The sequence below is a fragment of the Deinococcus aerophilus genome (genome assembly GCF_014647075.1).
Taxonomy (GTDB): Bacteria; Deinococcota; Deinococci; order Deinococcales; family Deinococcaceae; genus Deinococcus; species Deinococcus aerophilus.
Window position 1 is genome coordinate 1 of sequence record NZ_BMOM01000022.1, and the last position, 23521, is coordinate 23521.

Here is a 23521-nt window from a genome sequence, read left to right on the forward strand (position 1 = left end):
CCCAGAATCTGTGACTTCGACACTCCCAGATTCTCTCGGCTGGGAGCGCTTTGGCGTCGTTATGCAGGTGCAACTCCTGAGTCCAGGGCAGACCATCGGTTCTTCCAGAATGTATCCTAGAGAATCCGGTTTCATTGATTGAAAGAGGGCCAGTAAATTTAAATAAATAACAACCTCAGAGCCCTTGAAAGGGACAGTCAAAAAACTGGTGGGCGGGGAAGTTCTCCCGGCCCACCAGCGCTGTGTCCGCGTTGCCGCAGTCTGTTGCGTTCCTGCCCGTCAGTGACGCTCGACGTTGCGCAGGAAGGCGGGGATGTCGTAATCCTTGGGATCATAGCTGCTGCCCGTGCTGCCGCGCTTGGGGCGCACGATGGTGTCGAGGCTGCTGGCCGAGCCGGCCAGGCTGCCCGCGAGCGCGCCGGGCATTTCGTTGAAGCCGGTGGCGATCACCGTGACGCGCACCTCGTCGCCGGCATCCTCGTCGGGGGTGATGCCGAACAGGATGTCGGGTTCCTCGAAGCCGGTGGCCTCGCGGATCTTCTCGACGATCTCGTTGGCGTCGGTCATGCTCAGGTCGTAGCTGCCGGTCACGTTCACGAGGATGCGGCGCGCGCCCTCGATGCCGCGTTCGAGCAGCGGGCTGTGGATGGCGCTCATGGCGGCTTCCTCGGCGACCTTCTCGCCCCGGCCCGCGCCGATGCCCATCAGGACCGTGCCGCTGTTGGCCAGCAGGTTGCGCACGTCGGCGAAGTCGAGGTTGATCATGCCCTCGACGTTGATCACGTCGCTGATGCCCTTGACGCCGTAATACAGCACGCGGTCGGCGATCAGGAACGCCTCGCGGAACGAGACCTTCTTGTCCACGGCGGTCAGCAGTTTCTGGTTGTTCACCACGATCATGCCGTCCACGCGGTCGGCCAGCTTGCTGATGCCTTCCTCGGCCACCCGGATGCGCTTGGGGCCCTCGAAGCCGAACGGCCGGGTCACGATGGCCACCGTCAGCACGCCCATCTCGCGGGCGATCTCGGCCACCACCGGAGCCGAGCCGGTGCCGGTGCCGCCGCCCATGCCCGCCGTGATGAACAGCATGTCGGTGCCCGCGAGGTACTCCTTGATGTGCTCGCGGTCTTCCAGGGCGGCCTTCTCTCCGACCTCGGGGTCGGCGCCGGCGCCCAGTCCGCGGGTCAGACGGTCGCCCAGCTGAATACGGATCTCGGCGTGGCTCTTGGCCAGCACCTGGGCGTCCGTGTTGCCGGCGATGAACTCCACGCCTTCGAGTCCCGATTCGATCATGCGGTTCACGGCATTGTTGCCGGCCCCGCCCAAGCCAATTACGCGAATTCTGGCCGCTTGCATCTTGTCTCCTTACGCTACAGTCCTGCCTCTGGGAGGCAGGCTGCCGTGGTTTATCTGGGGTAGTTTAACGCACCATATCGGGCGTGTCGGGTCAAACGGAGGCCCCGCTTCCCCCAGTGCCCCCAACGGTGGGAGACGGGCAAGGCGCGGGGCGCGGGAACTACATCCAGTCCTTGAACAGGCCGCGAATGCGGTCCATCAGGCCGGGGCCATCACTTTTCTGTGCGCTTTTCTGGGAGGTGGGTTTGGCGCTGCTTGCGGCGACGGGGGCCGGTTTGGCAGGTGCCGGGTCCTCGGGCGCGGGCGGCGGCACCATCAGGTCCTCGGCGCGCTCGCGGAATACGGCGGGGGGCACCCGGCCGTCCTCTCCCAGGCTGTACAGCAGCAGGCCCACGCTGGCCGCGTGCTGGGGGCCATTCACGATGTCGGTCAGGCCGCCGATGCCGCGTGGACGGCCGATGCGCACCGGCAGCCGGAAGCGGTCGCGGGCCAGCTCGACCGTGCCGCGCAGCATGGCGGCCCCGCCGGTCAGGACCATGCCCTGGGCAACCAGTTCCACCGGCCCCAGGGTGTGGTCGATCTCGTCGCGGATCATGGAGAAGATCTCGGCCAGACGGGGCTTGATGATACGCGAGAGTTCAAAGGCGCTGATGGCGTGGGTGCTGCCCGACGCCGTGGTGATCTCGAGCGTCAGGTCCTGGTCGGCCAGTTCAGGCAGGGCCGCGCCGTAGCGCCGCTTGACGTTCTCGGCCTCCTCCATGGGAATCTTGAGGATCTGCGCGAGGTCAGCCGTGACGTGCTCACCGCCGATGGGAATGCACGCCGAGTGGGCCAGGTTGCCGCGCTTGAACACGCCGATGTCGGTGGTGCCGCCGCCCATATCAACCACCACGACCGTCTGGGTCTGCTCGGCGGCCTCCAGCGTCGCCAGCCCGGAAGCCAGCGCGTGCAGCACGAAGCCGTCCACCCGCAGGCCCGCCTCCTGCACGCAGCGGCGCAGGTTCAGCAGCGGTCCAGCGGTGCCGGCCACGATGTGGACATCGACTTCCAGCCGCACGCCGTGCATGCCCACCGGACTCTTGATGCCCTCCTGACGGTCCACCACGTACTCCTGCGGCAGGGTGTGCAGAATCTCGAGGTTGGGGTCCAGCGGCACGGCGCGGGCGTTCTCGATGGCCCGATCAACGTCCGGCTGAGCAATTTCCTGGTTGCGGCGGATGGCGGCCAAACCGTGGCTGGTGATGGCCTTGGCATGGTTGCCGCCCACGCTGACGTAGGCACTCTCGACCCGGACTCCGCTGACCCGCTCGGCGGCCTGGACCGACTGACGGATGGCGTGTGTGGCCCGTTCCAGATTGACGACGCTGCCGCGCTTCATGCCCTCGCTGGGCACGCTGCCTTCGCCGATGATGTCCACGCTGCCGTTCGGAGCGACCTCGCCGATGACGGTGGTGATCTTGGTGGTGCCGATGTCCAGGCCCACGACGATTGTATTGTCCTTCATTCCTGGACGCTCACCCCCCAGGGGTAAATGGAAATGTCTTGTTTCGGATACATGGTGATGCTCCCAGCATACTTCAGTAGGGTGGCCGGGTCACCACTCCAGACCGATCCTGTGGGCAATTTCACCCGCAGCCCGGTCGGGGTATAGACGACCGACTGCACATTGTAGCGGCCCAGGACCTCCAGGACCCGCAGGGCCTCCGGCAAACGGTCCGGACCCCAGCCCTGCACCAGCGGCAGCCCGCCCAGATCCCGCGCTCCCGGCAGCAGGGTGCCGTCGGCGGCCACCCCGACCACCGGCCTGCCCGAGCGTTGCCAGCGCACCTGTGGAGTCCGTTCCTGCACCTCCACCGTGACCCGGTCTGGAAAGATACGGGTGATGGTGGCCGAGCGCACCCAGGGACTGCTCTTCAGGGCGCCCGTGCGCCACGCGCCGTAGTACAGCCAGCCGAAGCCGGGGGTCAGGCCGGCCAGCTCACGCACCTGCGCCGCCGTCAGATGCCGCTCGCCGACCACCGTGACGGCGCGGATGGGCAGGGCGAACCAGCTCGCTGCCAGCGCACCGGTCATCAGGACCGCGCCCAGCACCCACGGCCAGCGGGGCCGGCGCGGCGGGCTGCCGGACACGGTCTCTGTGGGATCTGAGTTCTCGGGCGCTGGGTCCTCGGCGGGCAGGGGAGCCTGAGGGGAAGGGGAACGGGTCACAGGGTTCCTGTGGAGGCGGCACGCTGCTCGCCACCTGTCCCGGAACCATCCGCCGCAAGGCCAGCCAGGGGCGCTTCAGGCCACAGCTCGTATTCCAGTTCCAGCGGCAGGCCCACCCGCCCGCGGATCAGGTCCAGCAGCGCGTGGACATCCGCCGCCGCCGCGCCGCCCAGGTTGACAATGAAATTGGCGTGTTCCGGAGCGATCAGGGCCTGCCCCACGCGGGTGCCCTTGAGGCCCGCCTCGTCGATCAGGCGACCGGCGCTGACGCCGCCCGGATTCTTGAACGCGCAGCCTGGCGTCTTCATCTTGGGCTGGCCCTTGCGGGCGGTGTCGGCCAGGGTCATCTTTTCTAGGACCTCTTGCGGGGTGCTGCGGCGCAACTTGAGGCGCACGCGCGTGACGATGTGGCCCCGCGGAATGCCGCTGTCGCGGTAGCCCCACGGCAGGTCGTCGGGAGTCACCACCCGCACCTCCCCGGGCGTCACGATTTCCAGGCTGTGCAGGCCGTCGAACATCTCGCCGTAGCGGGTGCCGGCGTTCATCCACACCGCGCCGCCCACCTGGGCCGGAATGCCCACGGTGCCCTCCAGATTGCTCAGCCCCAGCTTCTGCAGGGTGCGGATCAGGCCGGGCAGGGGCACGCCGCCGCCGACCCAGCCGGTCACGAGCTGTTCTTCATCACTCAGTTCGGGATCGGGGGTCAGGTCGCGCTCGGCCAGCGCTCCGGTCAGGCGAATCACCCGTTCGGGAACGCCGTCGTCGGCGATCACCAGATTGCTGCCGCCGCCCAGGATGCGGTAGGGCGCCTGCATCGCCTCGTGCAGCTGGGCATGGTCGCTGACGAACCACACCTCGGCGGGGCCGCCCACACCCAGCGTGGTGAAGCGTGACAGGGCGAGCCGTTCGATTCGGGCCCCACTCCGGCTGGAAGAGGTTGTCGTCATCGGGGCACGTCCCCGGCTGTTGTGGGCACGGTCGCGGCGGCGTCGGTGGCAGGACGGGTCAGTTCCCGGGCGAGCTTCCAGACGTCGCCCGCGCCCATGGTCACGATCAGGTCGCCGGGCTGCGCGGTGCCGCGCAGGGTCCGGACGACCTCGGCGCGGTCGGGCAGGTAGCGCACGCCCGCGTGTCCGTTCTGGGCCATGCGTTCCGAGATCAGGGTGGCGTGAATGCCCTCAATGGGAGGCTCGCCGGCGGCAGCGATGTCCAGCACCAGTACCTCGTCGGCGTCCATCAGGGCGTCGGCAAGCCGCTTCCAGCTCTGCTGGGTGCGCAGGTAACGGTGCGGCTGGAACACCACCCGCACCCGCCGCCCGGTCTGGCGCGCGGCCTGCACGGCGGCGGCCACCTTGGTGGCGTTGTGGGCGTAGTCATCAATGACCAGGGCGCCGCCCACAGTGCCGATGCGCTGCCAGCGGCGGCCCGGGCCACCGAACGCGGCCAGTGCCGCCGCCGCCGACGCGAAATCCCCGCCGTAAAGATGGGTGGTCGCCAGCGCCGCGAGCGCGTTGAGGACGTTGTGTCGCCCGGGCAACCCGACACGCGCCTCACCCAGCACCTGATCCCGGTGCGTCACGGTGAAGGTGGTGCCGTCTGCGTCGGGACGCAGGTCCACGGCGCGGTAGTCGGCGCCCTGCGCCTGACCGTAGCTCAGCACTTCCTGCGCCCCCTGGCACAGCGCGGCCAGACCCGGCCAGTCGGCGCAGTACAGCACCCGTCCGGACTGGGCCACGTAGCGCGCAAAGCCCGCGTGTTGCTCCTCGACCGTTTCCCAGTAGGTCGCCTGGTTGCCGCCCACATGGTCATCCTCGGCATTGGTGAACACCGCCGTCTGACTGCCCAGCTCGGCAAAGGCCCGGTCGGATTCGTCCACCTCGGCGACAAACGGCCCGGTGCCCATGCGGGCGTTGCTGTTGAATTCGGGCACGATGCCGCCCACAAAGGCCGACGGGTCCAGACCCGCGCCGGCCAGCGCCACGGCGATCATGCTTGTGGTGGTGGTCTTGCCGTGCGTACCGATCACGCCGATGCTCGGGCCCGCGCGCAGCAGTTCACTGAGCAGGGCCATGCGCGGGCGGACCTCGGTGCCCGCCTCGCGCGCCGCCACCAGCTCGGGATGCGTCTTGGGCACGGCCTCGGAGGCCACAAGGACGTCCACCGCGCCATGGGCGGGGGCCGTGATGTGGGCGGCGTCATGACCATGCAGCACGGCGATGCCCTCGGCCTGCAGCTGGGCCGTCAGCTCACTGGCCTGGTCGTCGCAGCCGCTCACGTGGGCCCCGCGCGCACGCAGCAGCCGGGCAAAAGCACTCATGCCGATGCCGCCGATGCCCATCAGGTGATAGTGCAGGGGGCGCGGGGTGCTGGCAGGAACGGGGGTGGAATTGGCAGGGAAGTCAGTCATGTCTTGGAGGGGGGAGCGCGGCTACCGTGAAGCGGGCCACTAGCGCAGGTGCTGTTCGATCAGGTCGGCGAAACGTCCCGCCGCCCCCACCTGAGAGCGCCGCAGGGCCGCGTCGTGCATGGCGGCCCGCGTGTCTGGCGCTGCACACTCTAACACCGCCGCGCCCAGATCCATCTCGGCGTGCTGCTGCTCGACCAGACGTCCGGCTCCCGCTTCCTGCACCCGGCGGGCATTGTGCCACTGGTGGTTCTCGGCCGACTCCGGCAGCGGCACCGTGACCAGCGGCACGCCGTGAAAGGCGGCCTCGGCCAGCGTGCTTGTGCCCGCGCGGGTGATTGCCAGATCGGCCACCGCCCACGCGTCCACGGCGTCCACGTATCCGGTGACGTGATACCAGTCCAGTTCACGCACCCGTGGGATGACCTCGGGCAGCCAGCGGGGGCCGGTGGCGTGCAGTACCTGAACGTCGCGGCCCACCGGCACGGCGCCGTGGTCAGGGACGTCCATATCAAAATTCAGATCAATGTGGGGAGGCCCTCCGTGTGCCCCGGCAGACAGGACCTGGTTGGGCCGCATCGCCGGCACCCGGCCCGCATCGCCCAGCACGCCGCGCAGCGCCCCCGGCACCGTGCGGTTCAGGAACAACGATCCCTGTGAGCCGCCCATGACCAGCACGGTCAGCGGCCCTGATTTGAGTTTCAGGCGGGCCAGGGCCTGCCCGCGGTCGGCCCGTTGCTCGCGCACGGGCATGCCCACCAGCGTCGCCTTGCGCGGGTCCAGGCCGAGCACCTGCTCATAGGCCGTGCCGATGGCGACCGCCCGCCCCGCCGCCAGCCGCTGGGTCAGGCCCAGGCGGGCATTCTGCTCGTGCAGAACGGTGGGAATCCGCAGGCTCTGGGCAGCCAGCACTCCCGGCAGGCTGGCAAAGCCCCCAAAACCCACCACCGCGCCGGGCCGCAGCCGGGCCAGCAGCGTCCGCGCCTGCGCCACGCCCTGACCCGCGCGGATCAGCTCGCGCGGGTCAGGGCGGCCCTGGCCGCTGCGGGCCAGTTTGCCTGCGTCTACCCCCTGAAACAGCAGGCCGGCCTCTGCGGCGATGCGTTCCTCCATGCCGCCGCGCTGACCCAGAATCAGCGCGGCGTGTCCGCGGGCGATCAGCTCCCGTGCAGTTGCCACCGCCGGGTAGATGTGCCCGCCCGTTCCCCCCGTTGCCATGACCACCAGACTCATCGGGGCCGAGTGTAACGCGCCGTGGGGGTGGGGCAGCCCGACTCCCCGGTCCGCGGTCCGGCCGGCGCGTGCCCCCGCCCCTGCTTATCCTCCGGTGCGCCCGCGTTTTTCCTGCAGCTCGGCCTTCAGGGCTCCCAGCCGCCGCAGCACCTCTTCGATGTTCTCCATGCTCGTCGCGTAGCTGAGCCGCACGTGACCGGGCGCGGCGAAATCGGTGCCGGGGACCACGGCCACCCGTGCGCCGTCCAGAATCAGGCGGGCGGCCTCCAGTTCATCGGGATGCAGGGCGGTGGTGTCGGGCATCACGTAGAAGGCCCCCTGCGGCTTGGGGGTGGGCAGGCCCAGCGCATTCAGGCCGGCGACGATGCGGTCACGCCGGCGACGGTACTCGCTGCGGGCGTGCTGCACGAAGCGGTTGGTGGCCTCGTGGTCCTGCAGGGCGGCCAGGGCGGCATACTGTGACACGCTGCTGGCGTTGCTCGTGCTCTGCGACTGCAGGGCGTTCATGGCGGCGATCACCTCGCGCGGGCCGCCCGCGTAGCCGATGCGCCAGCCGGTCATGGCGTAGGCCTTGCTCGCACCGTTGATGGTCAGGGTGTGTTCGGGCGCGAAGGTGCCGATGCTGACCTGCTCGGCGTCGTAGACCAGATGCTCGTAGATCTCGTCGCTCACGATCATCAGGTTGTGCCGCTGGGCGATGGCCGCGACCGCCTGAAGCACCTCGGGCGAAAAGACCGCGCCGGTGGGGTTGCCGGGGCTGTTGAGCACGATCATGCGGGTCATCGGCGTGACCCGGGCCTCCAGCGCCACGGGGTCGAGCTGAAAGCCGGTCTCGGCCTGGGTGGGCACCATCACCGGAAACGCTCCGGTCAGGGCGACCATCTCGGGGTAGCTTACCCAGTACGGGGCCGGAATCAGGACCTCGTCTCCGGGATTCAGCAGCGCAAAGAAAGCGTTGAACAGGGCCTGCTTGCCCCCGCCCGTGACCGTGACCGCGTCGGGCGCGTGGTCCAGCCCGTTCTCGCGCCGGAACTTGGCGCTGACGGCCTCGCGCAGTTCGGCGATGCCGTTCACCGCCGTGTAGCGGGTCTTGCCCTCCTCAATGGCGCGGATGGCGGCGGCGCACACATGCGGCGGCGTGTCGAAGTCCGGCTCGCCCACGCTCATGCTGATCACGTCCACCCCGGCCCGCCGCAACTCCAGCGCCCGTCCCGTGACCGCCACGGTCGCAGAAGGCTTGAGGCTCAGGGCACGCGCCGACAGCAGAAAAGGGCCGCTCATGCCCCAGGGTAGCGTGCGCGGGGCAGGGCCGGTCCGGGCCACACATGCCGCCCCCGGGCAGATGGTCCGGGGGCGGCATGTGTGGGTGGATGGTGGGCCGGCTCAGTGCAGCAGGCCGATGCTGCGCGCACGGCTGACGGCCTCGGTGCGGTCGCCGGCGTCGAGCTTGGCGTACAGCCGGGCCAGGTGGTCCTTGACGGTATCGGGGCTGACCCCCAGGTTCTTGGCGATCTCCTTGTTGGAAAAGCCCTGGGCAAGCAGGGGCAGCACCTCGGACTCGCGTGGGGTCAGGCGCGGCACGTCCACCTGGGGCAGCCGGTCAACGTCGGGGTGGGCCACGATGTCGCGCAGTTGCCGGGCCAGGCTCTCGGGATCGGTTTCCTTGCTGACATAGCCGCGTGCTCCGGCGGCGCGGGCCGCCTGCACGATGGCGGGCTCGGCGAAGGTGGTGATCAGGACACTGACAACCTGCGGGTGGGTCATGCGCAGGCGCTCGCAGACCTCGATGCCGGTCATGCCGGGCATCTTGACGTCCAGCAGCACGGCGTCGGGCTGCAGGCTGCGGCACGCTTCCAGGGCGCTCAGGCCGTCGGCGGCCTCGGCCACCACGTCGAAGCCCTGGTTCATCAGGGCGTACTTCAGGCCCATGCGGAAGAGGGGGTGGTCATCGGCAATGACGAGTTTCATGGGTGGACCTCCGGGAGGACGAGGGTGAAGCGCGTGGGCAGGGGGACAGGTTCGGGAGGGCTGGTGAAGGAAGGGCCTGGAAGCGCCGGGTCGGGGGGAGGCGGGCGGCTGTAACACAACCCGCCGCCGTGCGCCTCGGCGATGCGCCGGGCGATGAACAGGCCCAGCCCCGCGGTGCCGGCGGTGTACTGCTGCCCGGCGATGGTGGTGGGCTGCGAGGTGAAGGGCTGGGCCAGCTGGGCCAGGGAGCCGCCCAGGCCGGGGCCGTCGTCGGCCACGACCACGCCCTGCGGCGTGACCTGCAGTTCGACCGCCGAGGCGGCGTAGCGCAGGGCGTTCTCGGTCAGGTTGACCACGGCGCGTTCCAGCACCGGAGCATCGACCGGCGCGTGGCCGTGGCCTTCTACCCGCAGGTCCAGGCCGCGTGCCTGCGCCTGCGGCTGCACCCGGCGCACCACGTCATCCACGAGGGCGCGCAGGTCGGTGGGGCTGGGCTGAATGCTGACGTCGGCCCGCTCGAAACGGTGGGCGTCGGCCATCTGCTGCACCAGCGCGAGCAGCCGCGCCGTCTCGGCCTGCATCTGCGCGCCGATCTCACGCCGCTCGGGTTCGGGCAGGGGCAGGGTGGTCAGCGCGCGGGTCAGGTGGCCGGTGGCGACCAGCGGCGTTTTAAGGTCGTGGACCAGCGTGGCCATGAAGGCGTTGCGCCGGGTCTGCTCGGTGCCCAGGCGCGCAAGCAGGTCGGCAAAGGCCGCGCGCAGCGCACGCACCTCGGCCGGGTCGTCGGTGTGCGGGCTCAGGTGACCTTTCTCGACCTGTTCCTGCAGGCGGCTCAGGGGGCGCAGCAGCACTCCGCTGAGCACGTAGCCCACCAGGCTGCACAGCACCCCCACCAGCACGGTCCAGCCCGCCAGCGCCGCTCTGGGCAGGCTGGGGGCCGCCGCAAAGACGAGCACCAGATTGGGCAAAAAGGCAAGCAGAAAGATGATCAGCGCGAACTGCATCCGGAGCGTGTTGACCGACCACACCGCCGGCCTGTTCAGGACAGGATCACGGCGGCCGGGGATCGTACGGGCACTCACGAAACTCAGCTTAGGGACGGATCTCTGACAGAACCGTCACGCGCCAGGGGCGGCGGACGGCCATGTCAATCCCCCATTTTCCTTCCGACAGGTGGGGTGTCCGCTCGGCCCGGCCACATCTCAGGTCGCCGGGTTCATCTTTCCCGGATTCCCGGCCCGGTGTTGTGCAGGTTATTCCCGGGTCATTTATTCCTCGGTGCTCAGGACCGCCAGGAACGCTTCTTGCGGCACCTCCACCGTGCCGATCTGCTTCATGCGGGCGCGGCCCTTTTTCTGCTTGCTCAGCAGCTTCTTCTTGCGCGAGATGTCGCCGCCGTAACACTTGGCGAGCACGTCCTTGCGGTAGGCCTTGACGGTGGCCCGCGCGATGATCTTGGCGCCGATGGTCGCCTGAATCGGCACCGGAAACATCTGCCGCGGGATCACTTCGGCCATCTTGTCCACGATCTTGCGGCCCAGTCCGTAGGCCCGGTCCTCGTGCACGATCACGGCCAGGGCGTCCACGACCTCGTTGTTGACCAGAATGTCCACCTTGCGCAGGTTGCCCTCGCGGTAGCCGATCTGCTCGTAGTCCATGCTCGCGTAGCCGCGCGAGATGCTCTTGAGACGGTCGTGGAAATCGTAGAGGATCTCGGCAAAGGGCACCTCGTAGACCAGTTCCACGCGCCGGCCAGGGTAATTCATGGTGATCATCGAGCCGCGCCGCTCCTGCAGCAGGCCCATCACCGGTCCCACGTAGTCCTCAGGCAGCATCACCGACAGCTTGATGTACGGCTCCTCCACGCTCGTGATGCGGTCACGGGTAGGGAACTCGGCCGGGTTCTGGGTCTCGAACACGTCGCCGTTGGTCAGCGATACGCGGTAGACCACGGCGGGCGCGGTGGCGATCAGGTCCAGGTCATACTCGCGTTCCAGCCGCTCCTGAATGATCTCGGCGTGCAGCAGGCCCAGGAATCCGCAGCGGAAGCCGAAGCCCAGCGCCTCGGACGTTTCCGGCTCGAAATTGAAGGCCGCGTCGTTGAGCTTGAGTTTTTCCAGCGCGTCACGCAGCTTGCGGTAGTCCTCGGTGTCGGTGGGATACAGCCCCGAGAACACCACCGGCTGCGCGGGCTTGAAGCCGGGAAAGGCCTGATCGGTGCGGCGTTCCCGACCCGTCAGCGTGTCACCGACCTGCGCGTCGTGGATGTCCTTGATGCCAGCGGCGACCCAGCCGACCGCGCCCGCCTGCAACTCCTGACCCACGATCAGTCCCGGCGTGAAGGTGCCCACCTTGTCGACATCAAAGGATTTGTCGGCGTTCATCAGGGTGATCTGGTCCTTGGGCTTCAGGGTGCCTTCCAGCACCCGCACGAACAGGATCACGCCCTGATAGGCGTCGTAGAACGAATCGAAGATCAGTGCCTTGAGGGGAGCTTCGGGATCACCGGGGGGTGGGGGGATGCGCGCCACCACCGCTTCCAGGATCTCGTCGATGCCAATGCCTGCCTTGGCCGAGGCGAACACGGCGTCGTCGGCGGGAATCCCGATGACCTCTTCAAGTTCACGGGCCGCGCCCTCCGGGTCGGCGGCGGGCAGGTCGATCTTGTTGATCACCGGCACGATTTCCAGGTTGTTGTCGATGGCGAGGTAGGCATTCACGATGGTCTGCGCCTCGACTCCCTGCGAGGCGTCCACGAGCAGCAGCACACCCTCGCAGGCGGCCAGCGAACGGCTGACCTCGTAGTTGAAGTCCACGTGCCCCGGCGTGTCGATCAGGTTCAGCACGTAGGTCTCACCGCCGCTGCCGTCGTCCTGCAGGGGGCGGGTGTATTCCAGCCGGATCGGGGTGGACTTGATGGTGATGCCCCGCTCGCGCTCCAGTTCCAGGGTGTCGAGGGTCTGGTCGCGCTTGTCGCGCACGCCCATGGCCCCCAGCCGCTCCAGGATGCGGTCGGCCAGGGTGGACTTGCCGTGGTCCACGTGGGCGATGATGGAAAAATTGCGGGTGGCCGCAGTGGGGTGGGAGGTGGGGGGCCTGACGTTCACATCCCGCAGTCTAGCCGGATGCGGGCAAAAGGACAGCGGTGGGGGGCACAGCGTTGGCCCGGCGGCGGCACGGCGAGGCGACCTTGGGGACACAGCGGCCCGCTGCCAGCCCCCTGCACAACCTGGGCGGAAAAGTGCTTCCGCTGGTGCTGGACGTGTCCGGCGGTTGTGTTCCGTCCTGTGGCCGGTCCGCTGGGGCAACTCCTCAGTGATTGTCCGGGCTGTTAGCCTCGGGACATGAGCGTTTCGCTGGCCTACCACACCGATCTGGCCCTGCGCCGCCTGGAGGGCGCGGAGGTCATGCGCCACAGCGGCTGCGTGGTCGTCCGTTCGCCGCACAACCCGACCTTCTGGTGGGGCAATTTTCTTTTGATGCCGCGTGCGCCGCAGCCGGGCGATCTGGCGCGCTGGACGCGCGCATTCGAGACCAAGTTCCCCCAGGCGGGGTGGCGGACCTTCGGGATAAACACGGCGGACGGCGAGGCGGGGGCCGCCGGAGCCTTCGAGGAGGCCGGCTTTGAGGTTCACCGGGACACGGTGCTGACCGCCGGACGGACGCAGGCGCCGCGCACGTTCAACCGGGACGCGCAGGTGCGGCGGCTGGAGGGGCCGGCCGACTGGCAGGCGGCGCTGGAGCTGCGGCTGGCCGTGAACGCGGCCGACCCCGAGCCCCTGGAACCGGCGGACTACCGGGCGTTCGCGGCCCGCAAACTCGCCGCCTACCGCGCCGCGCAGGATGCCGGGGCCGGAGCTTTCTGGGGAGCCTTCGACGCGGACGGACGGATGCTCTCCGGCCTGGGTCTGTTCGACGCCGGACAGGGAGTGGCCCGCTATCAAAGCGTGGAAACCCACCCCGAAGCGCGCTCACGCGGGCTGGCCGGCACGCTGGTGCATACGGCGGGCGAGTGGGCGCGTGAGGCGCTGGGTACCCGGACCCTGGTGATCGTGGCGGACCCGGCCTATCACGCCCAGGCCCTCTACGAACGCGTGGGCTTCCGCCCCGGTGAGGTGCAGCTCGGGTTTCAGCGGCGACCGGCGGAAGGTTAGACGCGCCCAGATGGAGACACCCGGGCGGACCAAGCCCGCACAGGCGTCCCCTCCGTACCTGTGCCGCCAGCAACCAAATTCACGGCTCACGGGCCTTGCTGACCGCCTGAGCTGACACTGCGGCCTGTTGCGATCATCTGGCGTGTGTCTGGAGGACCAGCAGCGCAGGCTTACTCGTTGTCTTCCAGAATGGCCGCGTCGTTGTACTTGTTGGCCAGAATGAAAAACGTCGGGGCCCACAGTCCTACAAAGATACCGAAGCGTTCGCCGTGCGATTTTTCCTCGTGGGTCTTCTCGGTGCCGCCCTGGGTGGCCCAGATGGCGATGGAGGCCAGGATGGAGGCCAGTCCCGCGACGGTCAGAAAGTTGGAAATGCTGCGGTTGGACATCAGTAAGTCTCCTCAAAGCGTCTCACAGGCGGCCCGGCCCGGTGCATGGTCGCCCTCTCACGCTTGGTGCCACTGTGTCTCAACCTTACCCTTCCCTCTGCAAGCTGGGAAACAGAGGTCGCATTAAGGGGGCGTTTATATCAGTCCTGTTCATCCAGCAGCCGGGGGCTGGCATCCTCCTGCAACTGCCGCCGGATGGGGGCGAAGCTGCGGCGGTGTGCCGCGCTCACACCCAGCCGCTCCAGCGCGGCGCGGTGGGCCGGCGCTCCGTACCCCTTGTGTGCCGCGAAGCCGTAGCCGGGATGCTGCGCGTCCAGTTCCAGCATCAGGGCGTCGCGCTCGGTCTTGGCGAGCAGGCTGGCGGCGGCCACGCTGTAGCTCAGGGCGTCGGCCCGGGGCGGAGCCGTCAGGGGCAGCTCGGTGCGCAGCCGCAGATAATCGGTGACCAGTGCCTGGGGTGCGGGGCGCAGCCGTGCCAGCGCCCGCCCCGCCGCCGCATGGGTCGCGCCCAGGATATTCAGGCGGTCAATCTCGTCGGGCCAGGCATGTTCCACGGCCCAGGCCACGGCCACCCGCCGGACCTCTGCGGCGTAGGCTTCGCGCTGGGCGGCGCTGAGCTGCTTGCTGTCCCGGAAGGGATACTCGGTGGCCAGGCCCGGCAGAATCACGGCCGCCACCGTCACCGGACCGGCCCACGCTCCCCGTCCCGCCTCATCCACCCCCGCCACCCGGAAGTGGCCGCGCCGCCAGTGTTCACGCTCGAAGGTCCAGTCGGGGGTCACGGAAGCGGGAGTCACGGAAGACGGGGCGGGCATGCCACGAACGGTAACAGGCGCAGAGGGGCAGCTTGCCTCAGCCCGGGATCTTCCCAGCCGCCCCGGCTGGGGCCGCCCGCTCGCGGGCCCGTGAGCGCAGCACATGCTTGAGCACCTTGCCGCTGGCCGTCTTGGGCAGGTCCTGCACCACCTGAATCCGGCGGGGCAGGGCATGACCGGGCAGGTGGGGGGCGCAGAAGCGCAGCAGCTCCTCGGCCACGACGCCGGCGCCGGGATGCAGGGTCACGAAGGCCACGGCCCACTCCTCCTCGCCCCCCCGTCCGGCCACCACCACAGCCTCATGGACGCTGGGGTGGCGGTACAGCGCCGCCTCGATCTGGGCGCTGGACACCGCCTGCCCCCCCAGGTTCAGCAGGTCGCCCGCCCGGTCCAGGATGTCCATCCGTCCGTCAGTGTGGACCACCGCGAGGTCGCCGGTATGCAGCCATCCACCCTCCAGGGCGCGGCGGGTCGCGGCGCGGTTCTTGTAATAGCCCTTCATCACCTGATTGCTGCGAATGACGATTTCGCCGGGCGTGAAGCCGTCGTGCGGTACGGGCTCGCCCCCCTCCGAGACCACCCGCACCTGCCCGCCAAACACCATGGGGTGCCCCTGACGGGCCAGCGTCCGCGCGTCCCCAGGGGCGTCCGGTTCGGGCTCGCTGATCGTGAGCACGGCACTGGTCTCAGTCAGGCCGTAGCCGTGCAGCACCTCGAATCCCTGGGCGCGTAGGCTGCTCAGCAGGCGCGGCGGTGGAGTGGTGCCTGCCACCAGCAGCCGCACCGGACGCGGCAGGCTCAGGGGGGCCGCCGGGTCGGCGAGCGGCGTCAGGATGGCCGGCGAGGCGAACAGGTGCGTGATGCCCTGGGACATCAGGGCGCGCCGGACGTGGGCGGTACTGGCGGCCGGCAGCATCACGTGGGTGCCGCCCGCCGCCGTCACCGCCCACGCGCTGCCCCAGCCGTTGCCGTGGGCCAGCGGCAACGCGTGCAGGTACACGCTGCCGGGCCGCAGATTCAGATGATACAGCAGATTGGACAGGTTGATGTAGGCGTTGCGGTGCGTGACCATCACGCCCTTGGGATCGCTGGTCGTGCCGCTGGTGTAGTTCACGCTGATGGGAGCGTCCTCGTCCAGCGCGGCGGGCAGTTTCAGAGGAGCGGGCGGCGTCCGGGCCAGCCACTGTTCAAACGTTCCGTCCCCGCCCAGCGTGATGACAGGTATCCCCAACTGCCTTAACGTCTCGCCCACCCGCGCCTGACACGTTGCGTCCACCAGCGCCACCCGGGGATCGGCGTGCCCGGCCAGGAACGCCAGCGCCTCATCCGTGAAGGCCGGATTCAGCGGCACGATCACTCCGCCGGCCAGCGGCACGGCGAGAAAGGCGAGCAGGGCGTCGGGGGTATTGGGCGAGATCAGCAGAACATGCTCGCCCGGCAGCAGGTTCGTGCGGCGCAGCAGCGTGATCAGGCGCGCGGTCCGGTCCGAGAGGTCTGTGTACCGCAGCGCCGCGTCTCCGGCCCGCAGCGCCACACGTTCCCCGTACAGCTGCAGGGCGCGCAGCACGGGTTCCAGGGGGGTCAGCGGGGTTTTCATGCGGAAGCCTCCGGGGGTGAACGCAGCACAGAAGTCGAGGTGGGCTCAGTGTGCCGATGTGTCTACTCCGTGCTCAACGGTTGTCTAGGGCAATCCATTTTTCCTCTCATTTTAACAAAAGGCGTCTAGACAAATTTCTGCTGTATGCCGCTGCGTGGCCTTCATAATCAGCCCACCGACAATTCTTCCCTTCCGGCCCGCCCCCGGGCCATTTCCTCTGAGCTTCCACACGTAATTTCCACACGGTGAGGTGTCATGTCTCAACACCAGCGTTCTCAGCTTGAAGTGCAGGGCGTCACCCTCACCTTTGGAGGGCTCAACGCCCTGACCGACGTCAGCCTCGTGGTGCCTCCGGGCGAGGTGGTGAGCATCATCGGGCCGAACGGAGCCGGCAAGACCAGCCTGCTCAACTGCATCAGCGGCTTTTACCACCCCACCCGGGGCCGCATCACCTTCGGAGCCTATGACCTCAGCCGCGCGGCGCCCAACGTGGTCACCGGCTACGGCATTGCCCGGGCCTTTCAGAACCTGGAGCTGTTCCGGGGCCTGAGCGTCGTGGAAAACCTGTTGCTTGCGCGGCACACGCACCTTCGCTACGGCCTGCTCGACAGCCTGGTCTTCTATGGCCGTGCCAGCCGCCAGGAAGCCGAGAACCGCGCGTATGTCGAGCGCATCATCGATTTCATGGAGCTGGAGGAGCACCGGTCCCATCCGGTCGGGACGCTGGCCTACGGCATCCAGAAGCGGGTGGAGGTGGCCCGCGCCCTGACCCTCTCGCCCCAGCTGCTGTTGCTCGACGAGCCCATGGCGGGCATGAACGTCGAGGAAAAGGAGGACATGGTGCGCTTCATCCTCGACATTCAGCGCGAGCAGGGAGTGACGGTCGTGCTGATCGAGCACGACATGGGCGTGGTTATGGACATCAGCGACCGGGTCTACGTGCTGGATTTCGGGCAACTGATCGCGGGCGGACGGCCTGAGGAGGTCAGCGCCGACCCGCGCGTGATCGAGGCGTACACGGGCGTGGCCGAGGCCGGACCCCACAGCGCGGAGCAGGCGGTGGGGGCATGAGCGGCTTTGAGGTCGGTGACGTGACGACCCTGACCATTCCGCAGCTGCTTGCCAGGCGGGCCGAGCAGACCCCCCAGGCGGTCGCCCTGCGTCACAAGGAATACGGCATCTGGAACGAGACCACCTATGCCACCTATCTGGACCGCGCCCGACATGTGGCCGCCGGCCTGCAGGCACTGGGCGTGCGGCGGGGCGAGAAGGTGGCGGTGCTGGCCGACAACATCCCCGCGTGGGTCTTCATGGAAATCGGCGCGCAGGCGCTGGGAGCGGTCAGCGTGGGCGTGTACCAGAGCAGCGTGGCCGAGGAAGTCCGCTATGTGCTGGACTACACCGACGCTGTGGTCGTGCTGGCCGAGGACGAGGAGCAGGTGGACAAGCTGCTGGAGCGCCGCGCCGAACTGCCGCGCGTGCGCCGGGTGATCTACGAGGACCCGCGCGGCATGAGCAAACATGCCGGCGACGACTGGTTCCTGTCCTTTGAGGAACTGCTGGAACTGGGCAAGGCGGAAGCGGCGACCGTGTTCGACCGTGAGGCGGCGCTGGGAACGCCCGACGACGTGTGCCACTTCAGCCTGACCTCCGGCACCACCGGCAACCCCAAGGCGGCCATGCTCTCGCACCGCAACCTGCTGTACATGGGGCAGGCGCTCGGGCAGGTGGATCCGCTGAAGCCGGGAGACGACTACCTGTCGTTTTTGCCGATGGCCTGGATCGGCGAGCAGATGATGACCGTGGCGGTGGCGCTGGCCAACGGCGTGACCGTCAACTTCCCCGAGAGCACCGAGACGGCCATGCATGACCTCGTGGAGATCGGCCCGCACTTCATGTTCGCCCCGCCGCGCGTGTGGGAGGGCATTCAGAGTGCCATGTTCATCCGCATGCAGGAGAGTTACGGCCCCAACCGGGCGCTGTACCGCAAGCTGCTGAAATGGAGTACCGACGCCGCCGACGCCAGCCTGAGCGGCAAGAAGGCGGGCGGAATGACGGCCTTCAAACGCTGGCTGGCGTACTGGGGCCTGACGCGTCCGCTGCTCGACCAGCTGGGTTTCCTGCGCCTGAAACGTGCGTACACCGGCGGCGCAGCGCTGGGGCCGGACGTGTTCCGCTTCTACCACGGTCTGGGCGTCAACCTGAAGCAGATCTATGGCCAGACCGAGAACATCGGCATCGCCTATGTCCACCGCGACGGCGACGTGCGCTTTGACACCGTCGGCAAGATTCTGCCCGGCGGCGAGGTCCGTATTACCGAGGAGGGCGAGATCATCAGCCGCAGTCCCGCCGTGTGCGTGGGGTACTACAAGCGGGACGAGGCCAGCGCCGAGACCATAAGGGAGGGCTGGTTGCACAGCGGCGACGCCGGACGCCTGACGCCCGACGGGCACCTGCAGGTCATTGACCGGCTGAGCGACGTGATGAAGACGGCCGCCGGGGAGACCTTCAGCCCGCAGTTCATTGAAAACCGCCTCAAGTTCAGCCCGTACATCAAGGAGGCGGTGGCCTTTGGCGACGGACAGAGCGAGGTGACGGCCTTCCTGAACGTTGATCCGCTTACCGCCGGGCAGTGGGCCGAGAAACGCCAGATCGCCTACAGCACCTACATGGACCTCAGCGGCAGGCCCGAGGTGGCCGAGCTGATTCTGGACGAGGTGCGCCAGGCCAACGAGCGGCTGGAACCCCACGAGCGCATTGCGCGCTTCGTGCTGCTGTACAAACTGCTGGACGCCGACGACGACGAGCTGACCCGCACCGGCAAGGTGAGGCGCAAGCTGATCCGCGAGAAGTACGCGCCCATCGTGGCCGCGCTGTACGACGGCTCCGAGCGGGTGCGGGTGGAGGCCACCTTCAAGTATCAGGACGGTCAGACGCAGCGGGTGGAGACCGAGGTGGTGGTTCACCGCGTTCCGGGTTCGGAACGGGCGGTGCCTCGGGTGGGACCAAGGGCCGAGCGGGTTGGAGCGTGAGGACTGTGTTCCTCCGGATCCGGACCCGCGCACAAAGGGGGAGCTGAATGGAACTTCTGCCGCAACTGCTGATCGCCGGGGTCGTGATCGGCAGCATCTATGCCCTGGCAGCGCTGGGCTTCGTGCTGATCTACAAGTCCAGCCGTGTCATCAACTTCGCGCACGGCCAGATCATCGCCACCGGAGCGTTCATCGCCTTCGCGCTGACCCAGCGGGGCGTGAACTTCTGGATCGCCGGATTGATCGCCATGCTGACGACCTTCCTGCTGGGCATGCTGATCGAGCGTGTGTTTCTGCGGCGCATGGTGGGCGAGCCGATCATCAGCGTGATCATGGTCACGATCGGTCTGAGCAGCGTTATCGACGGGCTGTTGCACCTGACGCCCTACGGCGCGGGCACCTTCAGCTTCGAGCGGCCTGCGCTGCTCACCGGGCAGGGCATTGAGCTGTTCGGTCTGCCGCTGTCCAAGACCCAGATCGCGGGCGTGCTGATGGCGCTGGGGCTGCTGGGGGCGTTTACGTATTTCTTCAACAAGAGCACCCTGGGCATCACCATGCGCGCGGTGGCCGACGACCAGATGGCGGCCATGAGCGTGGGCACCAGCGTGGAGCGGGTCTTTGCCCTGGCGTGGGCAGCGGCGGGTCTGACCGCGGCGGCGGCGGGCGTGATCCTGGGCCTGATGAGCGGCCTGACGCTGGGCGGTCTGGCGGGCATCGGCCTCAAGGTCTTCCCGGTGGTGATTCTGGGCGGCCTGGACAGCGTGATCGGCGCCATCGTGGGCGGCATGCTGATCGGAATTCTGGAAAATCTCTCGGCGGGGTATCTGGACGGCATCGTGCCGGGCGGCGGTACCCGCGAGGTCTTTCCCTTCATCGTCCTGATCATTGTGCTGCTGATCCGCCCCTACGGGCTGTTCGGAACCAAGGAGATCGAGCGTGTGTAGGTGGCTGTACACGCTGGATGACGGGCGCAACCACCGTCTGCCGGCTTCCCATGAAGGTGCCTGCTGATGCCCGCCTCCCGCTTTACCCAGACCGGCAACTACCGCACGCGCTACCGGCAGGACCAGACGATCTTTGCAACCTATTCGGAGCAACTCAGCCTGATTGTGCTGCTGGCGCTGCTGCTGCTGCTGCCGCTGATTCTGCCCAAGACCCTGCTGCGCGACGTGAACATGATCATGATCTACGCGGTCGCGGTGATCGGGCTGAACATCACCACCGGATACACCGGCCTGATCAACATCGGGCAGGCGGCCTTCATGGGGGTGGGCGCGTACGCCACCGCGCTGGCGGCCACCCGGCTGAACCTGCCGTTCTTCCTCGCCATCCCCATCGGCGGACTGGCGGGCGCACTGGTCGGCACCTTCGTGGGCCTGCCCAGCCTGCGCCTGAAGTACCTGTACCTGGCGGTGGCCACGCTGGCCTTCCAGATCATCTTCGAGTGGGGGGTGGGGCACACGCCGCTGCTCGCCCAGGGCGGCGCGATCAGCCTGCCGCAGGTGCAGGTGTTCGGCGTCAAGGCCACCTTCTTCAACCACAATTTCGTGTGGTACTACCTGATTCTGCCGGTACTGGTGGTCATGGCGCTGCTGTGGCGCAATGTGTTGCGGACCAAGCACGGGCGCTCGCTGATCGCCGTGCGTGACAACGACCGCGCCGCCGCCGCCATGGGCATCAACCCCGGCACCGCCAAGATCACGGCCTTCATGATCGGCTCGTTCTATGCGGGCATCGCGGGCGGCCTGTTCGCATACTTCCAGAAAGCCGTGGTGATCGAGGACTACGGCCTGCACATCTCCATTCAACTGCTCGCCATGGCCATCGTGGGCGGCCTGGGCAGCCTGCCGGGATCGTTCCTGGGGCCGCTGTTCATCGTGGCGCTCGACCGCGTCGTGGGCAACACCAGCAACTGGATCGGCTCCCAGAACCTCTTTCCGGCGGGGGTGGACGCCGCCACCGCGCTGCGCCCGCTGTCCTTTGGCCTCGCCATTGTCCTGTTCCTGATGTTCGAACCGCGTGGCCTCGCCAACTGGTGGCGGCTGGGGCGGCTGTATTTCAAGAAGTGGCCGTACAAGTTCTGACGGCCTGTCCTCGACTGCTTTCCCTCTTCTCCAACCGCCGTTTTTCCCTTCCCGCCCTCATTCTCCCGGAGGTTCCACCCATGAACAAGACCCTGCTGCTGTCCGCCCTGGTTTCCGTGTCCTTCGCCGCCGCCCAGAAAACCGTCACGCTGCCGTGGTCCGGGGCGATCACCGGGCCGACCAGCGACGCCGGCGCGAGCTACGGCGCGGGCGTGGAGGACTACTGCAAGTACGCCAACGCGCAGAAGATGCTGCCGGGCATCACCCTGAACTGCGTGACCCGCGACGACCAGTACAACAATGCCAACACCCAGCGCAACTACGAGGACTTCGTGGGCAACCTGAACGCCCCAGTGTTCCTGGGATACGCCACCGGCGGCGCGCTGCAGCTCAAGAGCGTGATTCAGGAAACCAAGATTCCCACGCTCACGGCCAGCTACCACATCGGTATCGTGGACGCGCCCGACAACACCTACACCTTCCTGCCGGTGAGCAGTTACAGCGAGAACATCGTGGCGCTGCTGGAATACGTGGCGAAAAAGGAGCGCGGCGCGAAGGTGGCGCTGATCGTCAACCCCAGTCCCTTCGGGCGTGACCCGGTGGTGGACGCCCGCAAGGCCGCCGAGCGGCTGGGCCTCAAGATCACCGACGTGCAGGAGGTCGGCGGCAACAACCTCGACAACACCGCGCTGCTCAAGCGGCTGGAATCCCAGGGCGCGAAGTACATCATCAACCAGAACACCGCCGGCCCGGTCGCCAACATCCTGAAAGACGCCAAGCGGCTGGGCCTGCTGGGCAAGATGCAGTTCATGGGGGCGCATTACACCGGCGGCGAGGACCTGACCAAGCTCGCCGGGGACGCCGCCAAGGACTTCATCTGGGCCACCAGCTACTACCTGTACGACGAGGGCAACCAGCCCGGCATCCAGCTTGTCAAGAAGATCGGAGCGCAGTACAAGCGCGGCGCAGACACCATCCGCAGCGTGCATTACACCAGCGGCATGATGGCCGCCGCGATCGCCATTGAAGCCATGAAACGCGCCGGGGCCAATCCGGACGCCGCCGGGGTCTACCGTGGCCTGATCAGCATGAACGGCAGCAAGGCCTTTAACCCCGGCTTTGCGGTCGGCCCGGTGACCTTCAGCGCCAAGGACCACATCGGCGCCGAGAGCCTGCGCCTGCTGCAGGCCGACGCCACCGGCAACTTCAAGGCGATCACCGGGGCACAGCGCAGCGCGATGTTCCAGCTTGTTCACCCCATGAAGTAACGCGCTGAGGTCGGGGGGCAGGTTCCACCCTGGAGACCGCGCCCCCCGAAGGCCCCCACGCGCGGCGTTTCTTTCGCTCTTCGTACTGTTCTGTCCCCGCTGTTTCTGGAGGTGACCGCTTGACCCTTTCTTCCCCCCAGCCCGTTCCCACTCCACCGCCCCGGGCGGCCCCCGGCACCGATGACCTGACCGTCAACAACGTGGAAGTGGTGTACCACGACATCATTCAGGTGCTGCGTGGCGTCAGCCTGACCGTGCGGGCCGGACAGGTCACGTCCCTGCTGGGCACCAACGGTGCGGGCAAGACCACCACCCTGCGGGCCATCTCGGGCCTGCTCAAGCCCGAGAACGGCAAGATCCGCGAAGGCACCATCACCTTTGGGGGCAAGACGCTCAGCGCCATCGGCGGCACCGAGGTGGTGAAGGCCGGCGTGGTGCAGGTGCCCGAGGGCCGGCGTGTTTTCAAGCACCTGTCGGTGGAGGAGAACCTGCGCGCCGGGGCCATCCTGGGCCGGGGCGACTGGCACGCGGACCTGGAGCGCATCTACACCTACTTTCCCAAGTTGCCCGCGCTGCGGCACAAGCAGGCCGGCTACACCTCCGGCGGCGAGCAGCAGATGATCGCCATCGGCCGCGCGCTGATGGCCCACCCCCGGGTCCTGCTGCTCGACGAACCCTCGCTGGGCCTCGCGCCGCTGCTCGTCGCCGAGATCTTCGACAATGTGCGCCGCATCAACCGCGAGGAGGGTCTGAGCGTGCTCGTCGTCGAGCAGAACGCCAACATCGCCCTCAGGAACAGCGATTACGGTTACGTCATGGAAAACGGCCGCATCGTTATGGAGGGCCTGAGTGCCCAGTTGGCGAGCAACCCCGACGTCAAGGAGTTCTATCTGGGGGTGACCGAGGGCGGCGCGCGCAAGAGCTTTAAGGACGTCAAGAGCTACAAGCGGCGCAAGCGCTGGATGTAGGCGGGCGCTGTGTAGGCAGGCACTGTGCAGGCGGGCGCTGAGGTC

20 protein-coding genes are annotated in these 23521 nt (G+C 67.9%); 7 read left to right on the plus strand and 13 right to left on the minus strand.

Translation table 11 applies throughout. The annotated features are described in order from the left end of the window. Window positions 1–279: 279 nt before the first annotated feature. The 10 genes from ftsZ to lepA form a co-directional block, all read right to left on the minus strand. Entirely contained in the window at window positions 280–1356 is a 1077-nt protein-coding gene (gene ftsZ, locus IEY21_RS12410; RefSeq protein WP_188904669.1) for a cell division protein FtsZ, read from the minus strand. 160 nt (window positions 1357–1516) lie between these two features. Then, window positions 1517–2860, minus strand: coding sequence for a cell division protein FtsA (gene ftsA / locus IEY21_RS12415; protein ID WP_188904670.1), 1344 nt, complete (start codon window positions 2858–2860; stop codon window positions 1517–1519). Further along, a complete protein-coding gene (locus IEY21_RS12420; RefSeq protein ID WP_229753074.1) occupies window positions 2857–3564 on the minus strand; it encodes a cell division protein FtsQ/DivIB in 708 nt (235 codons plus the stop codon). Before IEY21_RS12420 ends, ftsA begins: the two co-directional genes overlap by 4 nt. Then, window positions 3561–4511, minus strand: a complete 951-nt coding sequence (locus IEY21_RS12425) for a UDP-N-acetylmuramate dehydrogenase (RefSeq protein WP_188904671.1) — start codon at window positions 4509–4511, stop codon at window positions 3561–3563. The genes IEY21_RS12420 and IEY21_RS12425 overlap by 4 nt, the downstream gene beginning before the upstream one ends. Continuing rightward, window positions 4508–5971 (minus strand): UDP-N-acetylmuramate--L-alanine ligase, encoded by a 1464-nt coding sequence (gene murC, locus IEY21_RS12430; RefSeq protein WP_188904672.1) that lies wholly within the window; start codon window positions 5969–5971, stop codon window positions 4508–4510. The genes IEY21_RS12425 and murC overlap by 4 nt, the downstream gene beginning before the upstream one ends. 39 nt (window positions 5972–6010) lie before the next feature. Then, entirely contained in the window at window positions 6011–7201 is a 1191-nt protein-coding gene (gene murG / locus IEY21_RS12435) for an undecaprenyldiphospho-muramoylpentapeptide beta-N-acetylglucosaminyltransferase (RefSeq protein WP_188904673.1), read from the minus strand. Between the two features lie 84 nt (window positions 7202–7285). Next, entirely contained in the window at window positions 7286–8482 is a 1197-nt protein-coding gene (locus tag IEY21_RS12440; RefSeq protein ID WP_188904674.1) for a pyridoxal phosphate-dependent aminotransferase, read from the minus strand. Between the two features lie 102 nt (window positions 8483–8584). Next, entirely contained in the window at window positions 8585–9169 is a 585-nt protein-coding gene (locus IEY21_RS12445; RefSeq protein ID WP_188904675.1) for a response regulator transcription factor, read from the minus strand. Beyond that, a complete protein-coding gene (locus IEY21_RS12450; protein ID WP_188904711.1) occupies window positions 9166–10173 on the minus strand; it encodes a sensor histidine kinase in 1008 nt (335 codons plus the stop codon). Before IEY21_RS12450 ends, IEY21_RS12445 begins: the two co-directional genes overlap by 4 nt. A gap of 264 nt (window positions 10174–10437) precedes the next feature. Next, entirely contained in the window at window positions 10438–12276 is a 1839-nt protein-coding gene (gene lepA, locus IEY21_RS12455) for a translation elongation factor 4 (protein WP_188904676.1), read from the minus strand. 237 nt (window positions 12277–12513) lie between these two features. Here lepA and IEY21_RS12460 point away from each other — a divergent pair, with 237 nt between their 5' ends. Further along, a complete protein-coding gene (locus tag IEY21_RS12460) occupies window positions 12514–13323 on the plus strand; it encodes a GNAT family N-acetyltransferase (protein ID WP_188904677.1) in 810 nt (269 codons plus the stop codon). Between the two features lie 170 nt (window positions 13324–13493). On the opposite strand, the gene IEY21_RS12465 is transcribed toward IEY21_RS12460, so the two are convergent. The 3 genes from IEY21_RS12465 to IEY21_RS12475 form a co-directional block, all read right to left on the minus strand. Next, the gene (locus tag IEY21_RS12465) at window positions 13494–13712 is read right to left on the minus strand and encodes a hypothetical protein (protein ID WP_188904678.1); all 219 of its coding nucleotides are present in this window, start codon (window positions 13710–13712) and stop codon (window positions 13494–13496) included. A 140-nt stretch (window positions 13713–13852) separates the two neighbouring features. Beyond that, window positions 13853–14527 (minus strand): ribonuclease HII, encoded by a 675-nt coding sequence (rnhB, locus tag IEY21_RS12470; RefSeq protein ID WP_188904679.1) that lies wholly within the window; start codon window positions 14525–14527, stop codon window positions 13853–13855. Window positions 14528–14564: 37 nt separating this feature from the next. Next, window positions 14565–16124, minus strand: a complete 1560-nt coding sequence (locus IEY21_RS12475; protein WP_188904680.1) for an AMP-binding protein — start codon at window positions 16122–16124, stop codon at window positions 14565–14567. 255 nt (window positions 16125–16379) lie between these two features. Between IEY21_RS12475 and IEY21_RS12480 the strand changes: the two genes are divergently transcribed. The 6 genes from IEY21_RS12480 to IEY21_RS12505 all read left to right on the plus strand — a co-directional run bounded on the left by IEY21_RS12480 (window position 16380) and on the right by IEY21_RS12505 (window position 23476). Next, complete coding sequence (locus tag IEY21_RS12480; RefSeq protein ID WP_188904681.1) at window positions 16380–17195, plus strand: ABC transporter ATP-binding protein; 816 nt, start codon at window positions 16380–16382, stop codon at window positions 17193–17195. Then, window positions 17192–19156: an AMP-binding protein gene (locus tag IEY21_RS12485; RefSeq protein ID WP_188904682.1), complete on the plus strand. Its 1965-nt coding sequence runs from the start codon at window positions 17192–17194 to the stop codon at window positions 19154–19156. Before IEY21_RS12480 ends, IEY21_RS12485 begins: the two co-directional genes overlap by 4 nt. Window positions 19157–19203: 47 nt before the next feature. Continuing rightward, window positions 19204–20100 carry a branched-chain amino acid ABC transporter permease gene (locus IEY21_RS12490; RefSeq protein ID WP_188904683.1) on the plus strand — a complete coding sequence of 299 codons (897 nt, stop codon included), beginning with the start codon at window positions 19204–19206 and terminating at the stop codon, window positions 20098–20100. A 66-nt stretch (window positions 20101–20166) separates the two neighbouring features. After that, the gene (locus tag IEY21_RS12495; RefSeq protein ID WP_188904684.1) at window positions 20167–21240 is read left to right on the plus strand and encodes a branched-chain amino acid ABC transporter permease; all 1074 of its coding nucleotides are present in this window, start codon (window positions 20167–20169) and stop codon (window positions 21238–21240) included. Between the two features lie 80 nt (window positions 21241–21320). Next, complete coding sequence (locus tag IEY21_RS12500; RefSeq protein ID WP_188904685.1) at window positions 21321–22508, plus strand: ABC transporter substrate-binding protein; 1188 nt, start codon at window positions 21321–21323, stop codon at window positions 22506–22508. A 119-nt stretch (window positions 22509–22627) separates the two neighbouring features. After that, the gene (locus tag IEY21_RS12505; protein WP_308424839.1) at window positions 22628–23476 is read left to right on the plus strand and encodes an ABC transporter ATP-binding protein; all 849 of its coding nucleotides are present in this window, start codon (window positions 22628–22630) and stop codon (window positions 23474–23476) included. The last annotated feature ends 45 nt before the right edge of the window (window positions 23477–23521 follow it).

Bases quoted from the DNA above. Each gene is read 5' to 3' on its own strand.
- IEY21_RS12490 (WP_188904683.1), top strand. From the start codon at position 19,204: ATGGAACTTCTGCCGCAACTGCTGATCGCCGGGGTCGTGATCGGCAGC.
- murC (WP_188904672.1), bottom strand. From the start codon at position 5,971: ATGACTGACTTCCCTGCCAATTCCACCCCCGTTCCTGCCAGCACCCCG.
- IEY21_RS12495 (WP_188904684.1), top strand. From the start codon at position 20,167: ATGCCCGCCTCCCGCTTTACCCAGACCGGCAACTACCGCACGCGCTAC.
- IEY21_RS12450 (WP_188904711.1), bottom strand. From the start codon at position 10,173: ATGCAGTTCGCGCTGATCATCTTTCTGCTTGCCTTTTTGCCCAATCTG.
- IEY21_RS12500 (WP_188904685.1), top strand. From the start codon at position 21,321: ATGAACAAGACCCTGCTGCTGTCCGCCCTGGTTTCCGTGTCCTTCGCC.
- IEY21_RS12440 (WP_188904674.1), bottom strand. From the start codon at position 8,482: ATGAGCGGCCCTTTTCTGCTGTCGGCGCGTGCCCTGAGCCTCAAGCCT.
- ftsA (WP_188904670.1), bottom strand. From the start codon at position 2,860: ATGAAGGACAATACAATCGTCGTGGGCCTGGACATCGGCACCACCAAG.
- IEY21_RS12445 (WP_188904675.1), bottom strand. From the start codon at position 9,169: ATGAAACTCGTCATTGCCGATGACCACCCCCTCTTCCGCATGGGCCTG.
- IEY21_RS12460 (WP_188904677.1), top strand. From the start codon at position 12,514: ATGAGCGTTTCGCTGGCCTACCACACCGATCTGGCCCTGCGCCGCCTG.
- ftsZ (WP_188904669.1), bottom strand. From the start codon at position 1,356: ATGCAAGCGGCCAGAATTCGCGTAATTGGCTTGGGCGGGGCCGGCAAC.
- murG (WP_188904673.1), bottom strand. From the start codon at position 7,201: ATGAGTCTGGTGGTCATGGCAACGGGGGGAACGGGCGGGCACATCTAC.
- IEY21_RS12485 (WP_188904682.1), top strand. From the start codon at position 17,192: ATGAGCGGCTTTGAGGTCGGTGACGTGACGACCCTGACCATTCCGCAG.
- IEY21_RS12425 (WP_188904671.1), bottom strand. From the start codon at position 4,511: ATGACGACAACCTCTTCCAGCCGGAGTGGGGCCCGAATCGAACGGCTC.
- IEY21_RS12480 (WP_188904681.1), top strand. From the start codon at position 16,380: ATGTCTCAACACCAGCGTTCTCAGCTTGAAGTGCAGGGCGTCACCCTC.
- IEY21_RS12465 (WP_188904678.1), bottom strand. From the start codon at position 13,712: ATGTCCAACCGCAGCATTTCCAACTTTCTGACCGTCGCGGGACTGGCC.
- rnhB (WP_188904679.1), bottom strand. From the start codon at position 14,527: ATGCCCGCCCCGTCTTCCGTGACTCCCGCTTCCGTGACCCCCGACTGG.
- IEY21_RS12475 (WP_188904680.1), bottom strand. From the start codon at position 16,124: ATGAAAACCCCGCTGACCCCCCTGGAACCCGTGCTGCGCGCCCTGCAG.